Source organism: Micromonospora sp. NPDC049081 (genome assembly GCF_040648835.1).
GTDB lineage: Bacteria > Actinomycetota > Actinomycetes > Mycobacteriales > Micromonosporaceae > Micromonospora > Micromonospora antibiotica.
Genome location: NZ_JBEZEK010000002.1, coordinates 503,559 through 526,650, shown reverse-complemented (window position 1 = coordinate 526,650; position 23,092 = coordinate 503,559). Strand labels below are relative to the sequence as shown.

The window sequence follows — 23,092 nt, the reverse complement described above, 5'->3', positions numbered from 1 at the left end:
CCCCCGCAGGCGCGGCCGGTGTCACGGTCAGGCGGCGGCGGACGTCCGGACCAGGGTGCGGATCTGCCGCAGCAGCACCGACAGCGAGGCGAGGTCCGCCCGCGACTCGTCGAACTCCCCCATCGCCCGGTGCGCCCGGTGGATCGAGGTGGCGTTCGACTGTTCCCACTGGAGCACCCGCTCCTGCGGCGGCAGGTCACCCGAGGTGGAGTCGAGCACCTCACCGGTGAGCGCGGCCAACGCGGCGTACAGGTCGTAGCGCAGCGCCATCCGGGCCAACGTCTGCCAGCGGTCCTCGCGCGGCAGCAGGGAGATCTTCGACAGCAGCGAGTCGACCCGGAACCGGTCGGAGAGCACGAAGTAGACCGAGGCCACCTCACCGACGTCGCGGCCACTGGTCCGCGCCGTCTCCACCACGTCCAGCAGACCGAAGCTGTACATCAGCCGGGTCGCCTGCTCGGCCAGGTCGGCCGGCAGCCCCCGGGCGGTCATCGCGTCGATGTGCTCCCGCAACGACTCCCGCTCGCTGCCGTGGAACCGGTCCTGGAGGTCGGGCAGTAGCCGGGCCACCCCGTCGCGGAGCCGCTCGATCTCGGCCGGCACGTCGATCGGCGAGCGCCGGTTGGTCACCAGCCAGCGCACCGCCCGGTCGAGCAGCCGCCGGGTGTCGAGGTAGACGCTGGTCTGCAACTCCGGCGAGACCTGGTTGTCCAGCGCCTCGACCGCGTCCCACAGCTCCCGCAGCCCGAAGACCTCCCGGACCACCACGTACGCCCGGATGACGTCGGCCGCCGACGCGGCCGTCTCCTCGACGACCCGGAAGACGAACGAGATGCCGCCCCGGTTGATCGCCTCGTTGACCAGGACCGTGGTGACGATGTCCCGACGCAGCCGGTGCTGGGCCATCCGGTCGGCGAACCGCTCGCGCATCGGCGTCGGGAAGTAGTCGACCAGCACCCTGGTCGTCCACTCCTCGTCCGCGAGGCCCTCGGCGAGGATCTCCCGCTCCAGCACGATCTTGACGTACGCGAGCAGCACCGCGAACTCCGGCGCGGTCAGCCCGGACTCGGTGCGTACCGCCAGCTCCTCGTCCGGGGGCAGCGCCTCCAGCGCCCGGTCGAGCTGACCGGCCCGCTCCAGTTCGCTGATCATCCGGCGGTGCACCGGCAGCAGCGAGGCGGCCTGGGCCTGCGAGTTGTTGATCGCCCGTGCCTGGTCGTAGTTGTCCCGCAGGACCAGCTCGGCGACCTCGTCGGTCATCTGGGCCAGCAGCTCGTCACGGGCGGGGACGTCCAGCGCCCCGTCGGCGACCGCCGTGTTCAGCAGGATCTTGATGTTCACCTCGTGGTCGGAGCAGTCCACCCCGGCCGCGTTGTCGATGAAGTCGGTGTAGATCCGGCCGCCGGTCATTGCGTACTCGATCCGGCCGAGCTGGGTGCAGCCCAGGTTGCCGCCCTCGCCGACGACCCGGCAGCGCAGGCTCTTGCCGTCCACCCGGATCGCGTCGTTGGACTTGTCGCCCACCTCGGCGTTGGTCTGGCTGGACGCCTTCACGTAGGTGCCGATGCCGCCGTTCCAGAACAGGTCCACCGGCGCGGTGAGGATCGCCTTCATCAGCTCCGCCGGGCTGAGCTGGGTGACGTCGTCGGCCAGGCCGATGGCGGCGCGCACCTGCGGGGTGATCGGGATCGACTTGGCCCCGCGCGGGAAGATCCCGCCACCTTCGGAGATCAGCTTCGGGTCGTAGTCCTCCCAGGACGACCGGGGCAGGTCGAACAGGCGCTTGCGCTCCTGGAACGACGTCGCGGCGTCCGGGTCCGGGTCGAGGAAGATGTGCCGGTGGTCGAACGCGGCCACCAACCGGATGTGCTCGGAGAGCAGCATCCCGTTGCCGAACACGTCGCCGGACATGTCGCCGACGCCGACCACGGTGAAGTCAGCGGTCTGGGTGTCGTGGCCCAGCTCGCGGAAGTGCCGCTTGACCGACTCCCAGGCACCCCGGGCGGTGATGCCCATCTTCTTGTGGTCGTAGCCGGCGGAACCGCCGGAGGCGAACGCGTCGCCCAGCCAGAAGCAGTGCGCCGCCGAGATCTGGTTGGCGATGTCGGAGAACGTCGCGGTGCCCTTGTCCGCCGCGACCACCAGGTACGGGTCGTCCGGGTCGTGCCGCACCACGTCCACCGGCGGCACGATGTCCCCGGCGACGATGTTGTCGGTGACGTCGAGCATCGCGCCGACGAACTCCTGGTAGCAGGCGACCGCCTCGTCCCGGTCCCCCGGCTTCTGCTTCAACACGAAGCCGCCCTTGGCACCCACCGGCACGATCACCGCGTTCTTCACCATCTGCGCCTTGACCAGGCCGAGCACCTCGGTGCGGAAGTCCTCCCGCCGGTCGGACCAGCGCAGCCCGCCCCGGGCCACCGCCCCGTAGCGCAGGTGCACGCCCTCGAACCGGGGCGAGTAGACGAAGATCTCGAACTTGGGTCGGGGCGCCGGCAGGTCCGGAATGGCCTGCGGGTCCAGCTTGAACGCCACGTACGGCTTGGGTCGCCCGTCGGCGCGCTTCTGGTAGAAGCTGGTCCGCAGGGTGGCCTGCATCAACGTCAGGTAGGCGCGCAGGATGCGGTCCTGGTCGAGGCTGGCCACGTCGTCCAGCGCGACACCGATCGCGTCGACCAGCTCGCCGCTGCGTTCCCGGCGTTGCTCCGCCTCGCGCCCGTCCGGGGCGAACCGCACCTCGAACAGTTCCACCAGCAGGGCGGCGATCCGCGGGTACGCGATGAAGGTCTGCTCCATGTACTCCTGGGAGAAGACCGCCCCGGTCTGCCGCAGGTACTTCGCGTACGCCCGCAGCACCACCACCTGCCGCCAGGTCAGGCCGCCGCGCAGGACCAGCTCGTTGAAGCCGTCCACCTCGGCCTCACCCCGCCAGGCGGCGGCGAAGGCGTTCTCCACGTGCGGGCGCACCTCGGCCAGCTCCTGGTGCCCCTCGGGCAGACGCAGCCCGAAGTCGTACAGGAAGACCCGGCCGTCGATCCGGTCCACCTCGTACGGGTGCTCGTCGACCACCCGTACGCCCAGCGAGTGCAGCACCGGCAGCACGGCGGAGAGCATCATCGGCTCGCCGTACCGGTAGACCTTGAACCGGACGTCCATCGCCTCGTCGGCCCCGGCGTCGCGCTGCCCCGGCCGGGGCGCCCACTGCTTACGGAACAGGTGCATCTCCAGCTGGCCGGGCTCCTCCAGCAGCTCCAGCTTGGCCAGGTCCTTCATCGCCTCGTACGGCGTGTGCCCGTCCTTGTAACCCTCCGGGAACGCGTCGGCGTACCGGACGAAGAGCCGTTTGGACTGTTCGTCGCCGAGCTTGCGCTCCAGCACCAGCCGGTAGTCGTCGTCCCAGAGCCGGGTGGCGTCGGCCAGCTCCTCGGCGAGCAGGTCGGCGTCGATCTCCCCGGGCGGCCGGTTCGGGTCGGTCCGGACGATGAAGTGCACCCGGGCCAGCATCGACTCGGTGACCCGGGTGGTGTAGTCCACCCCCACCCCGTTCAGCTCACGCAGCAGGATGTCCTGCATGCGCAGCCGGTTCTGGGTGGTGAACCGGTCCCGGGGCAGGTAGATCAGGCAGGAGATGAACCGCCCGTACGCGTCGCGGCGCAGGAACACCCGCAGCTGCCGGCGGCCGGCCATCCGCAGCACCCCGACCACCGCGTGGTACAGGTCGTCGGTCTTGATCTGGAACAGCTCGTCGCGCGGGTAGGTCTCCAGGATCTGGAGCAGGTCCTTGCCGGAGTGGCTGCGCTGACTCAGCCCGGACCGGTCCAGCACCTCGGCCACCTTGCGGCGGACCACCGGCAGCTCCCGCACGCTGGTCCGGTAGGCGGCGGTGGAGAACAGGCCCAGGAACCGCCGCTCGCCGACCACCCGGCCGGCCTCGTCGAAGATCTTGAAGCCGATGTAGTCCAGGTAGGCCGAGCGGTGCACGGTGGCCCGGGAGTTCGCCTTGGTGATGATCAGCAGCCGCTTCTCCATCACCTTCTCGTGCGCCTCCGGCGTCATCGACGACAGCGCGCGCGCCTCGGGCGAGTCCGACCGCAGGATGCCCAGGCCGGTGCCGAGCACCGCCTCCAGCGCCGGGCCGCCCTGCCCGCCGGAGTCGACCAGCCGGTACTCCCGGTAGCCGAGGAAGGTGAAGTGGTCGTGGGCCAGCCAGCGCAGCAGCTCCACCGAGTCGGTGATGTCCTTTTCCGGCACCGGTGGGCGGTCGTTCGCCGTCCGGGCGGTGGACAGCTCGTCGGCGAGCGCCAGGGCCCGCTGCCGCATCTTCGGCCAGTCCTCGACGGCCTCCCGCACGTCGGTGAGCACCCGCTGCAACTCGCGGCGCAGCTTGTCCCGCTGGTCGGCGTCCCGGACCGGGTCGATCTCGATCCGCATCCAGCTCTCGACCAGGTCACCGGCGATCGCGTCGTCCGGCTCCACGTCGGCGGAGACCTCGGTCAGCCGGCCCAGCGGCTCCCGCCGCACCACCACCAACGGGTGCACCAGCAGGTGTACGTCGAGGTGGTGTGCGTTGAGCAGGGCGGTCACCGAGTCGACCAGGAACGGCATGTCGTCGGTGACGATCTCGACGACGGTGTGGTGCTGGTCGGCGTCGGGGGGCAGGATGCGCAGCTTCAGCTCACCCGGCACCCGCTGCTGGGCCAGGTCACGGTGGGCCCGGGCGGCGTCGAGCATCTCCTCGGCGGTGAACCCGATCAGCTCCTCGTCCGGCGCGAACCGCCAGAACCGGCCCACCAGGGTCGCCGCGTCGTGGTCGTCACCGGCCAACGCCACCGCCTGGGCCACCAGGCGCTCCGCGTTGGGCACCGGCTCGTCGAGCTCGGCGTCCTCCACGTCGTCACCGAGCGCTTCCACCGGAAGCCCCAGGTCGTAGAGGGTGTCGATGCTGGAACCGGTCAACCCGGTCACTCCTGTGTCGAGTCGACCGTAGCCGTCCCCGTCGATCGGCGGGCTGTCCCCGTCGGTCGCCGAATCGAAGCTGTCGTCCCGGCCGGTGTCAGTCTGCCGGAGGTCGGGTCCCGGTTTGATCGCCGGACGCCGGTCCATGGGTGCCACTCCCCTCGACGACCCACCGCGTTGTGGGTCACTCTGCCGCCCCACCTTAGGCCCTGCCGTTCCGGTCATCGGTCGGCGGACCGTCGGCCGGACGTCCGGTCCGCGACTCTGGGCCGGTCGCCTGTTGCAGATCCACGTCGGCCGGCTGCCGAGTACCCCGCTGTGGGATGTTCACAACACCCGGGGGCCCACCTCTTCGCCCTGCCCACCGGGGCGGGAAGGGCGTCGACCGCTCCCGCCCGGCGATCCGGTCCGGCCGCGCGGGGCGGTACGGGCGGCCGCCGCGTACTAGCGTGCAGGGCAGCCCGCCACCCGGAAGGTGCCAGCTCCATGCCCCTGTCGTACCCGTACCACCGCCCCGGCACTCCCCTGCGGCGGGCTCTCGCGGCCGTGGCGGCCACGGTGCTGGCGGCCGGTGCCCTCGTCGGCTGCTCCGGCGACGACGACCTGGCGGGCAGCGTGGACGCGTTCCTCGCCGGCTGGCGCAGCGGCAAGCTGGACAAGGTGGGATTTGTCGACCCGACCGGGGCGAGAGTGCCCGCCGCCACCGTCACCGAGCAGATCAAGGCACTCTCCGGCGATCTCGCCGCCACCGCGCCCACCCTGGGTCGCGCCGGGGACGCCGAGGTCACCAAGAACCTCGCCACCGCGAAGGTCGACATCAGCTGGGCGTTGCCGGGCGGGGCCACCTGGGCCTACCAGCGGCCGGTCCGGCTGCGGCAGAACAGCGGCGACGACCGGTGGCAGGTGATCTGGGAACCCCAGGTGCTGCACGAGCAACTGGAGAAGGGCGACCGGCTGGCGCTGCGGCGGACCGCCGCGCCCCGGGCCGGGGTGCTGGACGGCGCGGGGCAGCCGATCGTGGCGCCCCGCCCGGTGGTCCGCATCGGCGTGCAGCCGGGCGAGGTCACCGACGCCAAGGCCCTGGTGGGAGGGCTCGATGCCGCGTTCAAGGCGGTCAAGCCGCCGATCAGCCCACCGGTGGACCTCAGCGACCTGCCGCAACGGCTGCGCAACGCCGATCCGGGCGCCTTCGTCGAGGTGGTGACGTTACGCGACGAGGCGTACCGGCAGATCCGGCCCCGGATCTACGACCTGCCGGGGACGAAGTTCCGGGCCGAGAAGCTCGACCTGGCCCCCACCCGGGAGTTCGCCCGCGCCCTGCTCGGCACGGTCGACCAGGCGCAGGCCGACGACCTGGCCGCCCACCCCGACCGGTACGCCAAGGGTGACCTGGTCGGCCACGGTGGTCTGCAGGGCCGCTACGACGAGCGGCTGCGCGGTGCTCCCGGCACCATCGTGGAGATCCGCCGACCCACCCCGGAGGGCGGCAGCACCGTCGTCACCGAGGCGTTCCGACAGGAACCGACCGCCGGTGAGCCGGTCCGCACCAGCCTCGACGTGGCCGTCCAGAACGCCGCCGACGGCGCACTGCGGGCGGAGAAGCGACGGTCGGCCCTGGTCGCGGTGCGGATCAGCGACGGCGCGGTGCTCGCCGCCGCCAACGGCCCCGGAGCGGCCGGGGAGAACCTGGCCTTCACCGCCCAGGTGCCGCCGGGCTCCACCTTCAAGACGGTCAGCACCCTCGCCCTGCTGGACAAGGGCGCGGTGACCCCACAGACCATCGTCGACTGTCCCAAGACCCGCGCGGTGGACGGTCGGCCGTTCAAGAACTCCGACGACTTCGTCCTCGGCAAGGTGCCGTTCCGCACCGACTTCGCCAAGTCCTGCAACACGGCCTTCGTGGCGCTGGCCCCGCAACTCGGCCCGGACGGGCTGGCCGCCACCGGCCGCACCCTCGGCCTGGAGGGCAGCTGGGACCTCGGCGCGGACGTCTTCACCGGCAAGGTCTCCACCGGCGGCGCCCCCACCGAGCAGGCCGCCGCGGCGATCGGTCAGGGCACCACCGTGGTCAGTCCGCTGGCCATGGCCGGTGCCACCGCCGCCGTCGCCCGGGGCCGCTGGGAGCAGCCGAAGCTGGTGCTCGACCCGGCCCCGGCCGCACCCGCCGAGGCCGGCCCGCCGTTGAAGGCCGAGTCGGTGGCGGGGCTCAAGACGATGATGCGCGAGGTGGTCACGGCCGGCACCGGCAAGGCGCTGTCCGACGTGCCCGGTGGCCCGGTGTACGGCAAGACCGGCACCGCCGAGTACGACAACGACCCGGCGCACACCCACGCCTGGTTCGTCGGGTGGCGGGGGGACGTCGCGTTCGCCGTCTTCGTCGAGCAGGGCGGGTCGAGTACGGCCAGCGCCGTCCCGATCGTCGAACGCTTCCTGCGCGCCCGCCCCTGACCCGCCCCGGCGGGCGTTGTCGGGGCGGTGGAGCGCAACGTCGACCCTTCCGGGGATCGTGCTCAGGCGACCGGCTCTTCGGCACGCCCCGGCACGTCGGCCGGCCCGGAAACAGCCGGCCCGGAGGCGAAGGGCTCGGGGACGGACGGCCCCGGGACGGCTCGTCCGGAGTGGGACGGGCCGGGGTCGGTGGGGTGTGGCTGGGGTGGCAGCAGTCGGGGCGCGACGGCGTCCGTGGCGACCACCGGGGCCAGTCCGGCGACGACCGTGTTGACGATCTCGGCGGCGTACGCACCGTCCGGGTCGTAGTCGGGGTCGAAGACGGTCAGCTCGACGCCGAGGCAGTGCGGGGTGTCCACCAGCCCGCCGAGCAGGATCTCCAGCTCGGCGAAGGCGATCCCGCCGGGGTCCGGGGCGTCCACGGCCGGCATCACCGCCGGGTCGAGCACGTCGACGTCGATGTGCACCCAGTAGCCGGCGCAGTCGGCCAGTTGCTCGTGCGCCCACTGGGCGCTGCGGGCGGCGCCCTCGGCGCGCAGGGCCGGCACCGGTCGGGTGGTGATCCCGGCGGCCTGGAGGTCGAGCCGGTACTCGTCCTGTGCCCGGATGCCGAGCACCACCACGTCGATGTCCCGGAAGTACGGTCGGCGCCCCTCGATGGCGGCCAGGTCGGCCTGGCCGCGCCCGGTCACCAGGGCGAGGTCCTCGCCGGCTGCCGCACCCACGTAGGAGGCGTTGCCGGGGTGCCGGAAGTCGGAGTGGCCGTCGACGAAGACCAGCCCGATCCGTCCGCCGACCGCCTCGCCGAGCCGGTGCATGGCCAGCGCCGAGCCGAGCAGCACCGAGCAGTCCCCGCCGAGGACCAGGGGGAACTCGCCCCGGTCGATGATCGCGCCGATCCGGTCGGCCAGCGCCGTCGAGTAGCCGGAGATCTCCCGGGCGTGGCAGACCCCGTCACCGGGCCGCCAGTCGCCCGGGTCGTACCGGGGGGCGGTGAGGCAGCCGGCGTCCCGGGCGCCCAGCCGGGCCAGCAGCCCGTGGTCGCGCAGCGCGCCGGGGGCCTTGCCGCAGCCGGGGACGGAGGTGGAGGTGGGTGGGCGCAGACCCAGGTTGGTCGGCGCGTCGAGGACGGCGATTCGGCGCATCACAGGCTCCCGTCCTCGATGGGTGGCGGGCCGGCCGGGGGGGCCGGCCCGCGCGGGGGTGTCAGGGGTTCAGAACAGGGCGCTGGCCAGGGCGCGTCGGGCGGAGGCCACGGCGGGGTCGTCCGGGCCGGCGATGCTGAACAGGGCGATCAGGTGTTGGCGGGCCTTGTCCCGGTCGTCACCGGCGGTCCGCCGGACCACCCCGACCAGCCGCGCGTACGCCTGCTCGGCCATCCCGCTGAGCACCTCGATGTCGGCGGCGAGCAGCTGGGCGTCGACGTCGTCGGGGTTGGCCTGCGCGGCGGCGAGGGCGGCCTGCGGGTCCGCGCCGGCGACCCGCCGGGCCACCCCGACCTGGGCCAGCCCGGCCTCGGCTGCGGCGTCCGCCGGGGACTCGGCGAGGATCTTGCGGTACGCCTGCTCGGCGGCGTCCAGGTCGCCGCTCATCAACGCGTCGTCGGCCTCGTCGAGGCGCGGGTCCTCCGGCTCGGCCACGGTGACGCCACCGGCCTTGAGCACGGCGGCGAGCCACTGGCGCAGCTGGGGCTCGGGGATCACCCCGGGGAAGGCGTCGATGGGCCGCCCGCCGACGATCGCGTAGACGGTGGGGATGGCCTGGATCTGGAACATCTGCGCGATCCGCGGGTTTTCCTGGACGTCGACCCGGGCGAGGACCCACTGGCCGGCGCCCTCGGCCGCCAACCGCTCCAGCACCGGGGCGAACTGGTCGCTGTCCGGGTAGCCGGCCGCGCCGAAGAAGACCACCACGGGTGTGGTCATCGACCGTTCCAGCACCTCGGACTGGATGTTCGCCTCGGTCACGTCGAGCGCGGCGGCGGCGCCACCTGTGGCGGGACCGCCCGGCAGGCCGGTGGAGGCACCGGTCTGGCTCGGTGTGGCGGGACGGGAACTGGCCGGGGCGGTGCCGCGCAGCGCGCTGAGGTCGACCGCGCCGCGGGTGAAGATCGACGAGGTGATCCGTGGGTCGCTCATGGTTATCTAGTCTCGCACGATCCCCACCGTCCCCGGCTCAGCCACAACGCCCACAGTTGCCACTCTCACCTCCCGTTCTCCCCCGCCCACCCCCCACCCCCCACTCCCGCCCCCCACCCCGTCGATCATGGAGTTGTGGTGGGCGTAGCGCCCCTTTTATGAGGCTATGCCACCACCACAACTCCATGATCGACCGAGGGTGGGCTCGGGGGTGGGGTGGGTCAGAAGCGGGCGGGTTCGCGGTAGGTGCCCCATTCGGCGCGCAGGGCGTCGCAGATCTCGCCGAGGGTGGCTTCGGCGCGGACGGCGTCGAGCATGGGCGGGATCATGTTGCCGCCGGTGCGGCTGACCTCGACCATGCGCTGCACCGCCGCCGTCACCGCGGCGTCGTCACGGGCGGCCTTGCGCTCGGCGAGGACCCGGCGCTGCTCCAGCTCCACCTCGTGCGAGATGCGCAGGATCTCCAGCTCCTTGGCGGTCGTGCCGGTGTGGCAGTTGACCCCGACGATCTTCTTGTCGCCCTTTTCCAGCGCCTGCTGGTAGGTGAAGGCCGACTCGGCGATGTGCCCGGTGAACCAGCCGTCCTCGATGCCGCGCAGGATGCCGGAGGTCATCGGGCCGATCTGGTGCGGGCCCTCGCCGCCGAGCTGCCGGATCCGGGCGAAGATCGCCTCCGCCTCGGCCTCGATGGCGTCGGTGAGCGCCTCGACGTACCAGGAACCGCCGAGCGGGTCGGCCACGTTGGTCACCCCGATCTCCTCCATCAGCACCTGCTGGGTACGCAGGGCGATCTCGGCCGATTCGTCGGTGGGCAGGGCCAGGGTCTCGTCGAGGGCGTTGGTGTGCAGCGAGTTGGTGCCGCCGAGCACGGCGGCGAGGGCCTCCACGGCGGTGCGTACCACGTTGTTGACCGGTTGTTGCGCGGTCAGCGACACCCCGGCGGTCTGGGTGTGGAACCGCAGCCAGAGGGCCTTCTCACTGGTCGCGCCGTAGACGTCGCGCAGCCAGCGGGCCCAGATCCGGCGGGCGGCCCGGAACTTGGCGATCTCCTCGAAGAAGTCCAGGTGTGCGTCGAAGAAGAAGCTCAGCCCGGGGGCGAAGACGTTGACGTCCAACCCCCGCGAGAGCCCCAGCTCGACGTAGCCGAACCCGTCGGCCAGGGTGTACGCCAGCTCCTGCGCGGCGGTGGAACCGGCCTCGCGGATGTGGTAGCCGGAGACCGACAGCGGCTTGTAGCGGGGGATCTCGGCGGCGCAGTATTCCATCAGGTCGCCGATCAGACGCAGGTGCGGCTCGGGGTCGAACAGCCACTCCTTCTGCGCGATGTACTCCTTGAAGATGTCGGTCTGCAACGTGCCGTCCAGCCGGGACAGGTCGACGCCCTGCCGCTCGGCGGCGACCAGGTACATGCAGAACACCGGCACCGCCGGCCCGGAGATCGTCATCGAGGTGGTGACGCCGGCCAGGTCGATGCCGTCGAAGAGCGTCTCCATGTCGGCTGCGGTGTCCACCGCGACCCCGCAGTGGCCGACCTCGCCGAGCGCCTGCGGGTCGTCGGAGTCGCGCCCCATCAGGGTCGGCATGTCGAACGCGACGGAGAGCCCACCGCCGCCCGCGCCGAGGATCATCTTGTACCGCTCGTTGGTCTGCTGGGCGTTGCCGAAACCGGCGAACTGCCGGATCGTCCAGGCCCGACCGCGGTAGCCGGTCGGGTGCAACCCCCGGGTGTACGGGAACTCGCCCGGCCAGCCGATCCGTTCGAACCCGGGGTAGGCGGTGCCCTCGGGCGGCCCGTACACCGGTTGCACGGTGACGCCGGACAGGGTGGTGAAGTCCGCGTCCCGCTTGCGCGCGGCGTCGTACCGGGCCTGCCAGCGTGCCCGTCCGGCGGCGATCTCGTCGGCGTTCATCCGCGGGGCTCCTCCTCGAGTCCTCGACCGAACCCCGAGTGTAGAACGAAGCCTGAACGATCGCTAAGGAAGCTCGTACCCGCCGGTAGCCCGCCGAGCACCGTGCAGGGAGGCGAGCGGAGTCAGGCCGCCGGCAGTGCGGGCACCTCGAAGTCGTAGGTGAAGCTGTCCAGCGCGACCTTGACGAGCACCCGACTCGCCTTCGTGACCTTCTCCCTGCCGGCACAGATCAATTCCGTCTGCCAGTTGGAAGTCGCCGGCAGGCCCGGCGGGCGGGACGCAACTTCACCCAACTCCACCTGACGGCACTCACCCTTCTTTCCGGCAGCGTCGCGCAGGCCGTACCGGGCGCCCTTCGGGCCGACCACGTCGAAGCGCACTTCGGCCGAAGCACTACGCACGGCCACGACACGGACGGCGTCGGGGCCGAAGACGGGAAGCTCGCTCGGGACCTCGGACACCGCCTGCCGGGGAGTCTCCGAGACTTCCGTGGCGGGCGAAGAATCAGGAGAAGCATCTTCCGGCCCCGCGGAACAACCTACGAGGGAAACGGTGACGCTAAGCGACAATCCAAATAAAAGCAAGATCCCCGAAACTCTGTCTTTCATTGTCACCCGTTTCGCATTAATAGCTTTTTCGCGATGATACAGAATGGGCCTGAGCAAGTCAAGGGACAACGATGCCGACCTTCCCCTGATATCTTGGCGGCATTCGCGGCGGCCTAATCAAAGAGCCGCCCCGCGCATCCACGGGGAGACAGCTTGAACTTCAGGAAACGTATGTTGAGTGTCGTGTCGGCGATTGCGGTTCTGCCGCTGCCCGTGGTGGCCCTCCAGGCCCCGGCCCTGGCAGGTCCGCAGGGCTGCCCGGCCGAGGGTGAGAACCCGCTCTACACCTTCACCAACATCAGCAAGTCGACGCGGCCGACCGACGTCTACAGCGCCTACATCACTGGCCCCGGCACCATCTCCTACAGCGAGAACGAGACCGCCAACGTCGCCGCGACGGCGTCGGCGACGGTATCCGCCGAAGCCGGCGTCGTTTTCGCGAAGGCGAGCACGTCCATCGGGGTGTCGGTGACAGCCGGACGCTCATGGACTGCCGGCTTCAGTTACGCCCTGGAAGTGCCGAGTGGGCAACGTCGCAGGATGCGGCTCTTTCAGGAGTCTCGCTCTTTTGTGGTGAAGAAGCAGACCTGGAACGTCGCGCAGTGCAAATTCCTCACCAACTATTCGGGAGCCAGCGCGAACGCTCCCCGAACCGCCCGGGTCGACGAATGGAAGCTCGAGTCCTGAGGACCGGCCGCTGACCCTGGCAGATCATTGCCGGCGGAAGCAGAAATGCAGCGAGGGTACGGCTGATCGGCCGGAAATGCTCCGGCGACCGATCGGCCGTACCCTCGTGCCGGACCACTTCCGCGTCAGATCTTGCGTGGCCCGGGCACCACCGAATTCCACCGTGTGTCAGGCGCGCGCCCCGGGTGGACGGCTCAGGTGCCGATCTGGGCGAGCAGTTCGTCGGCCGCCGCGTACGGGTCGAGGGCCCCATCGGCGACCTTCGCGGCGAGCGCCGGCAACTCCGTACCGTCGCGCAGGGAGCCGATGCGGGCGCGCAGGGTGCCCAGCGCGATCGCCTCGATCTCGGCGGCAGCCCGCTTCTCCCGACGCAGGCGGAGCTGGTCGTGCTGCTCCAGCCAGGCACGGTGCTTGTCGATCGCGGCGGCGATGTCGTCGATCCCCTCGCCGCGGGCGGCGATCGACCGCACCACCTGCGGACGCCACTGCCCCGGCCCGCGCTCGCCCAACGCGATCATGCCCTGGATGTCCCGGACGGTGTTGTCGGCACCGTCGCGGTCGGCCTTGTTGACCACGAAGACGTCGGCGATCTCCAGGATGCCGGCCTTGACCGCCTGGATCGCGTCACCCATCCCCGGGGCGAGCAGCACCAGCGTGGTGTCGGCGAGCGACGCCACCTCGACCTCGGCCTGGCCGACCCCGACGGTCTCCACCAGCACCACGTCGCAGCCGGCGCCCTCCAGCACCCGGACCGCCTGCGGGGTCGCCGACGACAGCCCACCGAGGTGCCCCCGGCTGGACATCGACCGGATGTAGACGCCCGGGTCGGTGGCGTGGTCCTGCATCCGGACCCGGTCGCCGAGGATCGCGCCGCCGGTGAACGGGCTGGACGGGTCGATGGCCAGCACCCCGACCCGGTGCCCACCCGCCCGCAACGCCCGGACCAGTTCGTTGGTGGTGGTCGACTTGCCCACCCCCGGGGAGCCGGTCAACCCGACCACCTGGGCCTGCCCCGCATAGGGCGCGAGCGCCGCCGCCACCTGCGGCAGCATCTCGTCACCGGACTCGACCAGGGTGATCAGCCGGGCCACCGCCCGGGGGTCACCCTCGCGTGCCCTCTCCACCAGCATCGGTACGTCCCGACTGCGGCGCACCGGGACAGCGGCGGGGGTGGGGGCGTTCTCGACACTCACCGGGTCACCTTCGCCCACGACTGCGGTGCTCGCCAACCCCACTCACTCCTCGCACTCACACGCCCACCTCACCCGACGACCGTGAGCTGGGAAGTTCCCGCCCCCGACCGTTGTCTTCGCCGCACCGACCCGGACCCACGACCACGCTCCGCGCCATCCGGCCCGACGGCCGGTCAGTTCCCGGTGTCGGCGGGTACGTGGATGATCAGGGCGTCACCCTGGCCACCGCCGCCGCACAGCGCCGCCGCGCCGGTGCCACCACCACGGCGCTGGAGTTCCAGCGCGAGGGTGAGCACCAGCCGGGCCCCGGACATGCCGATCGGGTGCCCGAGCGCGATCGCCCCACCGTTGACGTTGACCTTGTCGGTGCTGACGCCGAGGTCCCGCGTGGACTGGATGCCGACCTGGGCGAACGCCTCGTTGATCTCGATGAGGTCGAGGTCCTCGACGCTCAGGCCGCCCTTCTTCAGGGCGTGCTGGATGGCGTTCGACGGCTGCGAGTGCAGGGAGTTGTCCGGGCCGGCCACGTTGCCGTGCGCGCCGATCTCGGCCAACCAGGTCAGGCCCAACTCGTTCGCCTTGGCTTTGCTCATCACCACCACGGCCGCCGCACCGTCCGAGATCGGCGACGAGGTGCCGGCGGTGATCGTGCCGTCCTTGGCGAACGCCGGGCGCAACTTCGCCAGCGACTCGACGGTGGTGTCCGGGCGGATGCCCTCGTCCTCGCTGATCACCAGCGGGTCACCCTTGCGCTGCGGGATGACCACCGGGGTGATCTCGTCGGCGAAGTGACCGTTCTTCTGCGCGGCGGCGGCCCGCTGGTGGCTGGCCGCCGCGAACGCGTCCTGCTCCTCGCGGGTGATCCCGTGCCGTCCGCCGAGCCGCTCGGTGGACTCCCCCATCGAGCAACAGTCCCAGGCGTCACTGAGCCCGTCGTGGGCCATGTGGTCCTTGACCGTCACGTCGCCGTACTTGTAACCGGCGCGCTGGCCGAGCAGCAGGTGCGGGGCGTTGGTCATCGACTCCATGCCACCGGCCACCACGATGTCGAACTCACCGGCCCGGATGAGCTGGTCGGCCAGGGCGATCGCATCCAGGCCGGAGAGGCATACCTTGTTGATGGTCAGCGCCGGCACCGACATCGGGACGCCCGCCTCCACCGCCGCCTGCCGGGCCGGGATCTGCCCCGCACCGGCCTGGAGCACCTGACCCATGATCACGTACTGCACCTGGTCCGGGGCCACCCCGGCGCGCTCCAGCGCCGCCTTGATCGCGATGCCGCCGAGCTTCGTCGCCGGGAGGTCCTTGAGGTTGCCCAGCAGCCGGCCCATCGGGGTCCGCGCGCCGCTGACGATCACCGATGCCACTGCCTGCCTCCGAGGGGGGGTACCAACCTGTACGCCTTAACGCCTGTTCGGCCAGACTAGCGGCATGGCTGAAAACTCCTCCGTCGAGCCCGCTGCCGACTACGTCACAGACATCGGGCTGCTCCGTATCGATCACGTCGGGGTCGCGGTCGCCGACCTCGACGCCGCGATCGACTTCTATCAGCGCACCTTCGGGATGCGCTGCATACACCAGGAGACCAACACCGAGCAGGGGGTACGTGAAGCGATGCTGGCCGTCGGCCCGACCGCCGAGGGCGGCTGCGTGCAGCTGCTCGCCCCGTTGTCGCCGGAGTCGACCATCGCCAAGTTCCTCGACCGCAACGGACCCGGGGTGCAGCAGGTGGCGTACACGGTCGCCGACATCGACGCGGCCTGCGCGACCCTGCGCGAACGTGGCGTACGACTGCTCTACGACACCCCGAAGCGCGGCACCGCCAACTCCCGGGTCAACTTCGTCCACCCCAAGGCCGCCGGCGGCGTCCTCGTCGAACTCGTCCAACCCGCCACCACCCCCCACTAACCCCACCCCCTCACTCCCCCGCCCCCGCTCCCCCGCTCCCCCGCTCCACCCGGCCCTCGGCCCGCCCTGCCTCGCCCCGCCCTGGCCTACTTCGCCCCGGTGATCAAGAGGTTTGCGTCAGATCTGGAGATCAAACTGACCTAAACCTCTTGATCACCAGGGCCGGGCCGGGTGGGGCGGGCCGGGGGGGGCGGGGCCGGGTGGGGTGGTGGGGTGGGGTGGGATTGGGTTTTGGGCGGGGGTGGTGGGCGTATTGCGGTGGCTTGCCAATTGGGGGTGGTGGAAAGGGCGCCGGGGGCGGGGGCGGGGCCTCAGTTTCGTTACTTCGCGTGACGGCGGGTCCGCCCGGACCTGCCAAGATCGCCGTTTGGTCGGGGCCGACGGGACGACCCGGTGGACCCTGTAAAGAGGACACGAAAGCTCGGCACCGCTCTTGCGAACGACCCCGGGGGGTCTGCAAGTATGTCCCAATGCCCCAGCAGCAGTCCTCCCCTCTCGCGTTCTTCGATAACGCGAACTCGCAGCCGGACTTCACGGTCGGCCTACGCGGCTACAACACCCACCAGGTCGACGACTTTCTCGGCCGGATGACGGCCGCGCTGACCCAGTCGGAGCAGGCCCGCGCCGAGGCCGAGCAGCGGATGAACGACGCCCAGCGTCGACTTCGCCAGGCCGAGCAGCGGCAGGCCGCGCTCGAGCAGAAGCTCACCGACACCAACAAGCAGCTCGAGGAGAACAGCCGGCCGACCCTCTCCGGTCTCGGTACCCGGGTCGAGCAGATCCTCCGGCTGGCCGAGGAGCAGGCCAACGACCACCGCAACGAGGCCAAGCGCGAGTCGGAAGGGATCCTCTCCGCTGCCCGGCTGGAGGCGCGGGAGATCACCGACAAGGCGCGCGCCGAAGCCGCCGCGATGAAGGCCACCGCCGAGCGGGAGGCCGGCACCGTCCGTACCGCCGCCGAGCGGGAGGCCGCCGAGGCCCGGGTGCAGGCCCGCCGGGAGGCCGACACGCTGCGCGCCGACGCCGACCGGGAGACCAAGCAGCTGCGTACGGTCACCGCGCACGAGGTGGCCGAGCTGAAGTCGACCGTCGAGCGGGAGGTCGCCACCCTGCGCGCCACCGCCGAGCGGGAGATCACCCAGCAACGGGCGAAGGCCGCCCGGGAGGCCGAGGAGAAGCGCGCCGAGGCGACGAAGCTGCTCACCGACGCCCGTGACAAGCGGGACAAGGACCTCCAGGCCCTGGAGCTCCAGCTCGCCGAGCGCCGGGAGAAGGCCGAGCGCGAGGAGTCCGAGCGGCACGCCGCCCAGGTGGCGCAGACCCAGAAGCTGGTCGGCGAGGCTGAGCAGCGGGCCCGGGCCGCCCAGGAGCGGGCCAAGGAGATCGAGCAGCGCGCCGAGGCCCGCCGGGTCGAGTCCGAGCGCACCGCCAACGAGACCGTCGACAAGGCCAAGGCGCTGTCCGAGAAGACCCTCAACGAGGCCAAGGCCGAAGCGAAGCGGCTGCTCACCGAAGCGCGCACCGAGGCGGACCTGACCACCCAGGCGGCCCGCCGCGAGGTGGAGGACCTCACCCGCCAGAAGGACGCGGTCACCTCGCAGCTCGGTCAGATGCTCTCCGGCCTGGCCGGGATCGTGCCGGGCGTTCCGGCCCAGCAGCCGGCCGCCGCGCCGGCCAAGTCGGAGCCGGCCAAGGCCGACGCCGACTCGCGGGCCACCGCGGAGACCGCCAGCTGACCGGCTGCACCGACGGGGCATGTGTCACGGCGCGGGATGACACCGGGTAACCGGTGGACCCCCGCGCCGTACGCGTTCCGGCCCTGTGACACCCTGTCGCGCGACCACAGTGAAACAGCTCCCCACAGCGGCGTCCGTATCGCCCCCGGAGGGCAGGATGCGTGTGAGGATGGGGGCATGTCGCACGGCGAGGAACTGTTCGCTCTCGGCGGGGACGTGACGACGGAGCCCAGCTTCGAGTCCGCCCTGCGTGGATACGACAAACGACAGGTCGACCGGTACGTCGCTCGTGCGGAGCACGAGATCACCACCCTGACGGGTGAGCGGGAGCAGGCGTACACCCAGATCCACAAGCTGGCCGGCCAGGTCGAGCATCTCCAGCGGGATCTCGCCCAGGTGCGCAAGCAGATCGGCGTGGTGGACCGGGCCTCCTTCAAGCACCTCGGCCCCCGGGTCGAGCAGATCCTCGCCCTCGCTGAAGAGCAGGCGGACGCCATCCTGGCCGCCGCCAACGAGGAGATCGAGGCCCGCCGGGCCGCCGCCGAACACATCATCGACGAGGCCCGTGAGCAGGCCGCCCGGGCGCTCAAGGACTTCGAGATCGCCCTCGCCGCGCGGCGTGCCGAGGAGGAACGGCACACCACGGCCCGCAAGGCCGAGGCGGACGCCGCCGTGCGTACGGCGAAGGAGGAGGCCGCCCGGCTGCGGGCCACCGCCAAGGACGAGTCGACTCTGCTGCGGGCCACCGCCGAGGACGAGTCCAACCGGCTGCGGGCCACGGCCCAGGAGGCTCTGAGCCGCGCCCAGCAGGAGGCCACCCAGCTGCGCGACACCGCTCGGGAGATCCACACCCGGGCCCAGCAGGAGGCCGCGAAGCTGCGTGAGGCGGCCAAGGCGGCGCTGGCCACAGCCCAGAAGGAGGCCACCGACCTGCGTGAGGCCGCCAAGGAGGTGCACACCAAGGCGCAGCAGGAGGCCCGGCGGCTCACCGAGTCGGCCACCGAGGCCAGCCGGGCCACCCGAGCCAAGGCGCTCCAGGAGGCCAAGCAGGTCACCGACGACGCCGAGGGGGCGGCGAAGGCGACCCGGACCCGGTCCCAGCAGGAGGCGCACCGGCTGACCACCGAGGCGACCGAGGCGGCGCAGCGCAGCCGGGCCGAGGCCGAGGCGTACGTGCAGCGGATGCGCACCGAGACCGAGGCGTACGTGCAGCAGTCCCGCGCCCAGACGCAGCAGGAGCTGGGTGCCTGGCGCGCGGGGGTGGAGCAGGAGGTCAACGGCCGGCGGGAGGCCGCCGATCGGGAGCTGGCCCAGCGTCGCGCCGCCGCCGAGCAGGAGTTCGCCAAGCGCCGCGACGAGCTGGACCGCAAGCACCAGACCCGGCACAACGAGCTGGAGCAGCAGCACCGGACCCGGCAGGAGGAGCTGGAGCGGGAGTGGGCCGCCCGGCGTGACGAGATCGAGCAGGGCGCGGCGGAGATCCGCCGCTCCGCCGAGGCGGACGCGGCGACGCTGCGCCGGCAGGCCGAGCAGGAGACCGGCGAGCTGCGTCGGCGGGTCGAGCAGGAGACCGCCGAGTTGCTCGACCGGGCCGAACGGGAGAGCACCGACAAGCGTCGCCAGGCTGACGAGCACGTCGCCGCCTCGCGTCGGCAGTTCGACGAGTACGCGGCCACCACCCAGCAGCACCTCGCCACCACCCAGCAGCACCTCGCCACCACCCAGCAGGAGGCAGCGGCCGGCCGGCAGCAGCTCGCCCGGGTGATGTTGGAGATCGCCCAGGCTCAGCAGCAGCTCGCCGACCTGCGTCAGGAAACCTGGCAGGCGCGGCAGGAGCACGACGAGGTGCAGCGGGACGTCACCGCGCTCCGGATGCACGCCGCGACGCCGGTGGGCCCCGACGCGGTGGCACCGTCACCGGACGGCGACCGGCCCGGGGCTGGCGTACGCGGCAACGGCACGAAGCCGAAGCCGAAGCCGACCCCTGGCACCGGCGAGCCGGCACCGGAGCCGGTGGGTGCCGGCGGCAGGCCGGATTCAGCCGTGGCGGTCACGAAGCCGACGGGTGCCCCGGCCACCAACGGCACCCGACCGGATGGCACGGGTACGAAGCCCAAGGCGGAGCCGGTGACCACGGTGGATGGTGGGACGGCCAGCGCCGGGGTGGACGGCGAACCGACCGTCGCCGCGGTCCCCGGCACCGCCGGCCGGGAGGCCACCCCGACAAAGATCACCAGTACCGGTGAGAACGGCAAGCGACCCACCAAGCCGACCACCGACGAGCGCAGCGCCACCCCGAGCACGGTGACCGTCGAGTCCGAGTGACCACGAACCGCGCGACCGCGAACCGGGTGACCACGAACCGCGCGACCGCGAACCGGGTGACCACGAACCGTAGGTGCGCTGCCGGGTGACCCGGGGTGGCTGGCGGCACCGGACCCCACTACCCTGCGGGCGGAGGCCCGTACGGTAGGTGTTCACCGGACGGCATGGTGATCCACTCCGGTGAGCAGCGCCGGGGCGGAATGGGGAGGCTCGGTGGCACAGCACGACCCGGCGCGCGACGACGTGACGGGGGACGACCTCCCTGCCGGCGGACCGTCGGACCGTTCGGGGGTGGCACCGGCCGCGGACCGTTCGAGGGCTGTACCAGCGGCGGACCGCACCGGTACGACGGACCAGATCACGGGCGGGGCGTCGTCCACCGCCCTGGCCGGCGCGGCGAGCCTCGGGCCGGTCGCCGACTCCCGCACAGCTTCCGACACCACCGAAGACCCCACCACCACCGAGGACACCGGCACCGCCAGGGACACCGCCACCGCCGTGGACACCGGCACCGCCGTCGGGGCGAAGGCAGCGGCGGGTGCCGCGACGGAGCAGGTCGAACCGGGGGAACCCGGGTCGGTTGCCACCGGTTCGGGACGGTTCGGTCGGCCCGGCCGGCCACTGCGCCGCAGCAGCTTCCTGGTCGGCTTCACCGGCGCGCTCGGCGTGCTGCTGGCGTACACCGTGTTCCTGGGCATCCGCAATGCCAGCGGGATCCTGGTGCTGGTGGTGATCGCGCTCTTTCTGGCGGTGGGGCTCAACCCGGCGGTGGTGCGGCTGCGCCGTTGGGGGCTGCCGCACGGCCTGGCCGTGACGGTGGTGGTGCTGACCCTGGTGCTGCTGATCATCGCGGGGCTGGTGGCGTTGGTGCCGCCGGTGGTGACCCAGACCGGGCAGTTCATCGAACAACTACCCAGCTATGTCGAGGAGCTGCGCCGCAACCGTACCGTCAACGACCTGGTGGTGCGGTACGACGTGATGCAGCGGGTGCAGGAGCTGGCCAACGCCGACACCGTCGGTCGGGCGCTCGGCGGGGTCCTCGGCGGCGCCCAGTTGATCTTCGGCACCCTCTTCCGGGTGCTCACCGTGCTGGTGCTGACCATCTACTTCCTGGCCTACTTCGACAAGCTGCGTGACCTCGGGTACGCGCTGGTGCCGAGGTCCCGCCGGCAACGGGTCAGCCTGATCGGCGACGAGATCCTGACCAAGGTCGGCGCGTACATGGTGGGGGCGCTGAGCATCGCCGTGCTGGCCGGCGCGACCACTTTCGTCTTCGCCCTGGTCGTCGAGCTGCCCTACCCGTTCGCGCTGGCCGTGGTGGTGGCGGTGACCGACCTGATCCCGCAGATCGGGGCCACCCTCGGCGCGGTGATCGTGAGCCTGGTCGGGTTCGCCACCGGGCTGCCGGTCGGCATCGCCTGCGTGGTCTTCTTCGTGCTCTACCAGCAGGTGGAGAACTATCTCATCTACCCCAAGATCATGCGAAGGTCGGTGGAGGTCAACGAGGTGGCCGCCCTGCTCGCCGCACTGCTCGGGGTGGCGCTGATGGGTGTGGTCGGCGCGTTGATCGCCATCCCGGTGGTGGCCGCCCTCCAACTGATCCTGCGCGAGGTGGTGCTCCCCCGCCAGGAACGCCGCTGACCAACCTCACCCCGACCCGCCCCACCCGGACAACCCCCACGCCCAGCCCGCCGGGTTCCGGCCACAACAACAATGTTGTAGTGGCATCCTCCGGCCAGGAGGCCACTACAACATGGATCGAGCACGACCTTGGACCGCCGCACGCGGTCAGGGAAGGCGGAGCGGGCGGCAGGAGGGCAGGGCGGCAGGAGGGAAAGAACGGCGGGAGGCGGGGCGGCGGGAGGGGGGGCTCAGCCGGCGGCGGGACCCGGCACGGGGGTGTCGGCGAAGGCGGCCACCGTGCGGTCGGCGTACGCGCTGACGTCTCCGGTCTCCATCGGGCCGTCCCAGCTCGTCGGCAGCGGCAGCGGCACCGCCGGGTTCACCCGCCGGACGATCTCGTCCAGCACCCGCTCGGCGTCGCCCACCCAGAGGTGCTTGGCCCCGGGCACCCCGACCACCTCGGCCTGCGGCACCGCCGCGAAGCGTTCCCGAGCCTCGTCGGGGCGCAGGTAGTCGTCGAACTCGGGCACCAGCGCGGTCAGTGGCCGGCCCGACTCCGCCCAGACGGCCAGGTCCGCAGGGTTCGAGAAACGCAACGGCGGGGAGAGCAGGATCGCCCCGGCCACCGCCGGGTCGCAGCCGTACTTGAGGGTCAGGTCGGTGCCGAACGACCAGCCCACCAGCCAGACGTTCGGCAGCTCGTGGAACTCGGCGTACTCGATCGCGGCGGCGACGTCGAAGCGCTCGCCCACCGCGTTGTCGAAGGCCCCCTCGCTGGTGCCCCGGACGCTGCTGGTGCCCCTGGTGTTGAACCGGAGCACCGCCAGGTCGGCCAGGGCGGGCAACCGCCAGGCCGCCTTACGGAAGACGTGGCTGTCCATCATCCCGCCGTGGGTGGGCAGCGGGTGCAGACAGACCAGGGTGCCCACCGGGTCCCGGTCGGCCGGGCGGGCCAGCTCGCCGACGAGGCGCAGGCCGTCGGCGGTGTGCAGCTCGATGTCCTCCCGGTGGCCGGGCAGGATCGACGACGCGCGGATCGGTGTGCTCACCGCCCAAGTCTGCCGCGAAGTCGTCGCCGCCGCGCGCCCGGGGCGCAACCGGGGTGACCAGGATCGCCCGACCGGCCCCACCGGCCGCCGCCCACCGGGAATCCGCCGGCCGGCGGGCAGCGCCCGTCGGCCGGGCCGGTCAGCCGTAGCGGGGTGCGCCCCGGCCGCGCAGCAGGTTGGGCCCCCGCCGGTCCCGGGCCCGCCAACAGCCGCTGTGCCAGTGCCGCCGGTCGGTCAGGTCGCCCGCGCCGTCGGCCGGCCAGGCCACCAGGTGCGCCACCCCGGGTCGGATCTCCTGGTCACATCCGGGGCAGCGGTACGTCTTGACCGACGCCCCGCCGCTGATCCCGCGTACCTGCCACTCGCCGTCGCGCCACTGCTGCACCGATTCCACGCCGTGGCGGGCCCGGTCGGCGTCCAACTGGGTGGTGTCCTCGCGGCGGGGACGGTTGCGACGGGGGCTCACCTTGCCAAGGTTACGGTCAGTTCCCGGGCTGCTGCGCGGTGAGGT

Annotated in this window: 15 protein-coding genes; 6 read left to right on the top strand and 9 right to left on the bottom strand. The window is 71.8% G+C overall.

Translation table 11 applies throughout. The features are described from left to right. Nucleotides 1-27: 27 nt before the first annotated feature. Nucleotides 28-5,103, bottom strand: a complete 5,076-nt coding sequence (locus AB0B63_RS06160; RefSeq protein ID WP_357014992.1) for an NAD-glutamate dehydrogenase — start codon at nucleotides 5,101-5,103, stop codon at nucleotides 28-30. Nucleotides 5,104-5,442: 339 nt separating this feature from the next. On the opposite strand from AB0B63_RS06160, the gene AB0B63_RS06155 reads away from it, so the two are divergent. Beyond that, entirely contained in the window at nucleotides 5,443-7,404 is a 1,962-nt protein-coding gene (locus tag AB0B63_RS06155; RefSeq protein WP_357014990.1) for a penicillin-binding transpeptidase domain-containing protein, read from the top strand. A 62-nt stretch (nucleotides 7,405-7,466) separates the two neighbouring features. On the opposite strand, the gene AB0B63_RS06150 is transcribed toward AB0B63_RS06155, so the two are convergent. The 4 genes from AB0B63_RS06150 to AB0B63_RS06135 form a co-directional block, all read right to left on the bottom strand. Then, nucleotides 7,467-8,552, bottom strand: a complete 1,086-nt coding sequence (locus AB0B63_RS06150; protein ID WP_307799431.1) for an arginase family protein — start codon at nucleotides 8,550-8,552, stop codon at nucleotides 7,467-7,469. 66 nt (nucleotides 8,553-8,618) lie between these two features. Further along, a complete protein-coding gene (locus tag AB0B63_RS06145; RefSeq protein WP_357014987.1) occupies nucleotides 8,619-9,542 on the bottom strand; it encodes a tetratricopeptide repeat protein in 924 nt (307 codons plus the stop codon). Between the two features lie 221 nt (nucleotides 9,543-9,763). Beyond that, on the bottom strand, nucleotides 9,764-11,452 hold the full coding sequence (locus AB0B63_RS06140) for a methylmalonyl-CoA mutase family protein (protein WP_357014985.1): 1,689 nt from the start codon (nucleotides 11,450-11,452) through the stop codon (nucleotides 9,764-9,766). A gap of 122 nt (nucleotides 11,453-11,574) precedes the next feature. Next, complete coding sequence (locus tag AB0B63_RS06135) at nucleotides 11,575-11,913, bottom strand: hypothetical protein (RefSeq protein ID WP_357014983.1); 339 nt, start codon at nucleotides 11,911-11,913, stop codon at nucleotides 11,575-11,577. A gap of 330 nt (nucleotides 11,914-12,243) precedes the next feature. Here AB0B63_RS06135 and AB0B63_RS06130 point away from each other — a divergent pair, with 330 nt between their 5' ends. Further along, complete coding sequence (locus AB0B63_RS06130) at nucleotides 12,244-12,747, top strand: hypothetical protein (RefSeq protein ID WP_208568431.1); 504 nt, start codon at nucleotides 12,244-12,246, stop codon at nucleotides 12,745-12,747. A gap of 194 nt (nucleotides 12,748-12,941) precedes the next feature. Here the strand turns inward: AB0B63_RS06130 and meaB are convergent, their stop codons facing one another. Then, nucleotides 12,942-13,877 (bottom strand): methylmalonyl Co-A mutase-associated GTPase MeaB, encoded by a 936-nt coding sequence (gene meaB / locus AB0B63_RS06125; RefSeq protein WP_357015174.1) that lies wholly within the window; start codon nucleotides 13,875-13,877, stop codon nucleotides 12,942-12,944. A 236-nt stretch (nucleotides 13,878-14,113) separates the two neighbouring features. Beyond that, nucleotides 14,114-15,307: an acetyl-CoA C-acetyltransferase gene (locus AB0B63_RS06120; protein ID WP_208568429.1), complete on the bottom strand. Its 1,194-nt coding sequence runs from the start codon at nucleotides 15,305-15,307 to the stop codon at nucleotides 14,114-14,116. Between the two features lie 64 nt (nucleotides 15,308-15,371). On the opposite strand from AB0B63_RS06120, the gene mce reads away from it, so the two are divergent. The 4 genes from mce to AB0B63_RS06100 all read left to right on the top strand — a co-directional run bounded on the left by mce (nucleotide 15,372) and on the right by AB0B63_RS06100 (nucleotide 21,550). Continuing rightward, on the top strand, nucleotides 15,372-15,848 hold the full coding sequence (gene mce, locus AB0B63_RS06115) for a methylmalonyl-CoA epimerase (RefSeq protein WP_208568428.1): 477 nt from the start codon (nucleotides 15,372-15,374) through the stop codon (nucleotides 15,846-15,848). Nucleotides 15,849-16,318: 470 nt separating this feature from the next. Continuing rightward, the gene (locus AB0B63_RS06110; protein ID WP_219464425.1) at nucleotides 16,319-17,584 is read left to right on the top strand and encodes a DivIVA domain-containing protein; all 1,266 of its coding nucleotides are present in this window, start codon (nucleotides 16,319-16,321) and stop codon (nucleotides 17,582-17,584) included. A 177-nt stretch (nucleotides 17,585-17,761) separates the two neighbouring features. Beyond that, nucleotides 17,762-19,909: a hypothetical protein gene (locus AB0B63_RS06105; RefSeq protein WP_357014980.1), complete on the top strand. Its 2,148-nt coding sequence runs from the start codon at nucleotides 17,762-17,764 to the stop codon at nucleotides 19,907-19,909. A 357-nt stretch (nucleotides 19,910-20,266) separates the two neighbouring features. Next, entirely contained in the window at nucleotides 20,267-21,550 is a 1,284-nt protein-coding gene (locus AB0B63_RS06100) for an AI-2E family transporter (protein WP_357015172.1), read from the top strand. Nucleotides 21,551-21,780: 230 nt separating this feature from the next. On the opposite strand, the gene AB0B63_RS06095 is transcribed toward AB0B63_RS06100, so the two are convergent. Continuing rightward, entirely contained in the window at nucleotides 21,781-22,581 is an 801-nt protein-coding gene (locus AB0B63_RS06095; protein ID WP_219464427.1) for an alpha/beta hydrolase, read from the bottom strand. Between the two features lie 139 nt (nucleotides 22,582-22,720). Then, the gene (locus AB0B63_RS06090) at nucleotides 22,721-23,047 is read right to left on the bottom strand and encodes a hypothetical protein (protein WP_208568424.1); all 327 of its coding nucleotides are present in this window, start codon (nucleotides 23,045-23,047) and stop codon (nucleotides 22,721-22,723) included. Nucleotides 23,048-23,092: the final 45 nt, after the last annotated feature.

Excerpts from the sequence above, each read along its gene's own strand:
- AB0B63_RS06160 (WP_357014992.1), bottom strand. The coding sequence starts at position 5,103 with ATGGACCGGCGTCCGGCGATCAAACCGGGACCCGACCTCCGGCAGACT.
- AB0B63_RS06155 (WP_357014990.1), top strand. The coding sequence starts at position 5,443 with ATGCCCCTGTCGTACCCGTACCACCGCCCCGGCACTCCCCTGCGGCGG.
- AB0B63_RS06145 (WP_357014987.1), bottom strand. The coding sequence starts at position 9,542 with ATGAGCGACCCACGGATCACCTCGTCGATCTTCACCCGCGGCGCGGTC.
- AB0B63_RS06140 (WP_357014985.1), bottom strand. The coding sequence starts at position 11,452 with ATGAACGCCGACGAGATCGCCGCCGGACGGGCACGCTGGCAGGCCCGG.
- meaB (WP_357015174.1), bottom strand. The coding sequence starts at position 13,877 with ATGCTGGTGGAGAGGGCACGCGAGGGTGACCCCCGGGCGGTGGCCCGG.
- mce (WP_208568428.1), top strand. The coding sequence starts at position 15,372 with ATGGCTGAAAACTCCTCCGTCGAGCCCGCTGCCGACTACGTCACAGAC.
- AB0B63_RS06110 (WP_219464425.1), top strand. The coding sequence starts at position 16,319 with ATGCCCCAGCAGCAGTCCTCCCCTCTCGCGTTCTTCGATAACGCGAAC.
- AB0B63_RS06105 (WP_357014980.1), top strand. The coding sequence starts at position 17,762 with ATGTCGCACGGCGAGGAACTGTTCGCTCTCGGCGGGGACGTGACGACG.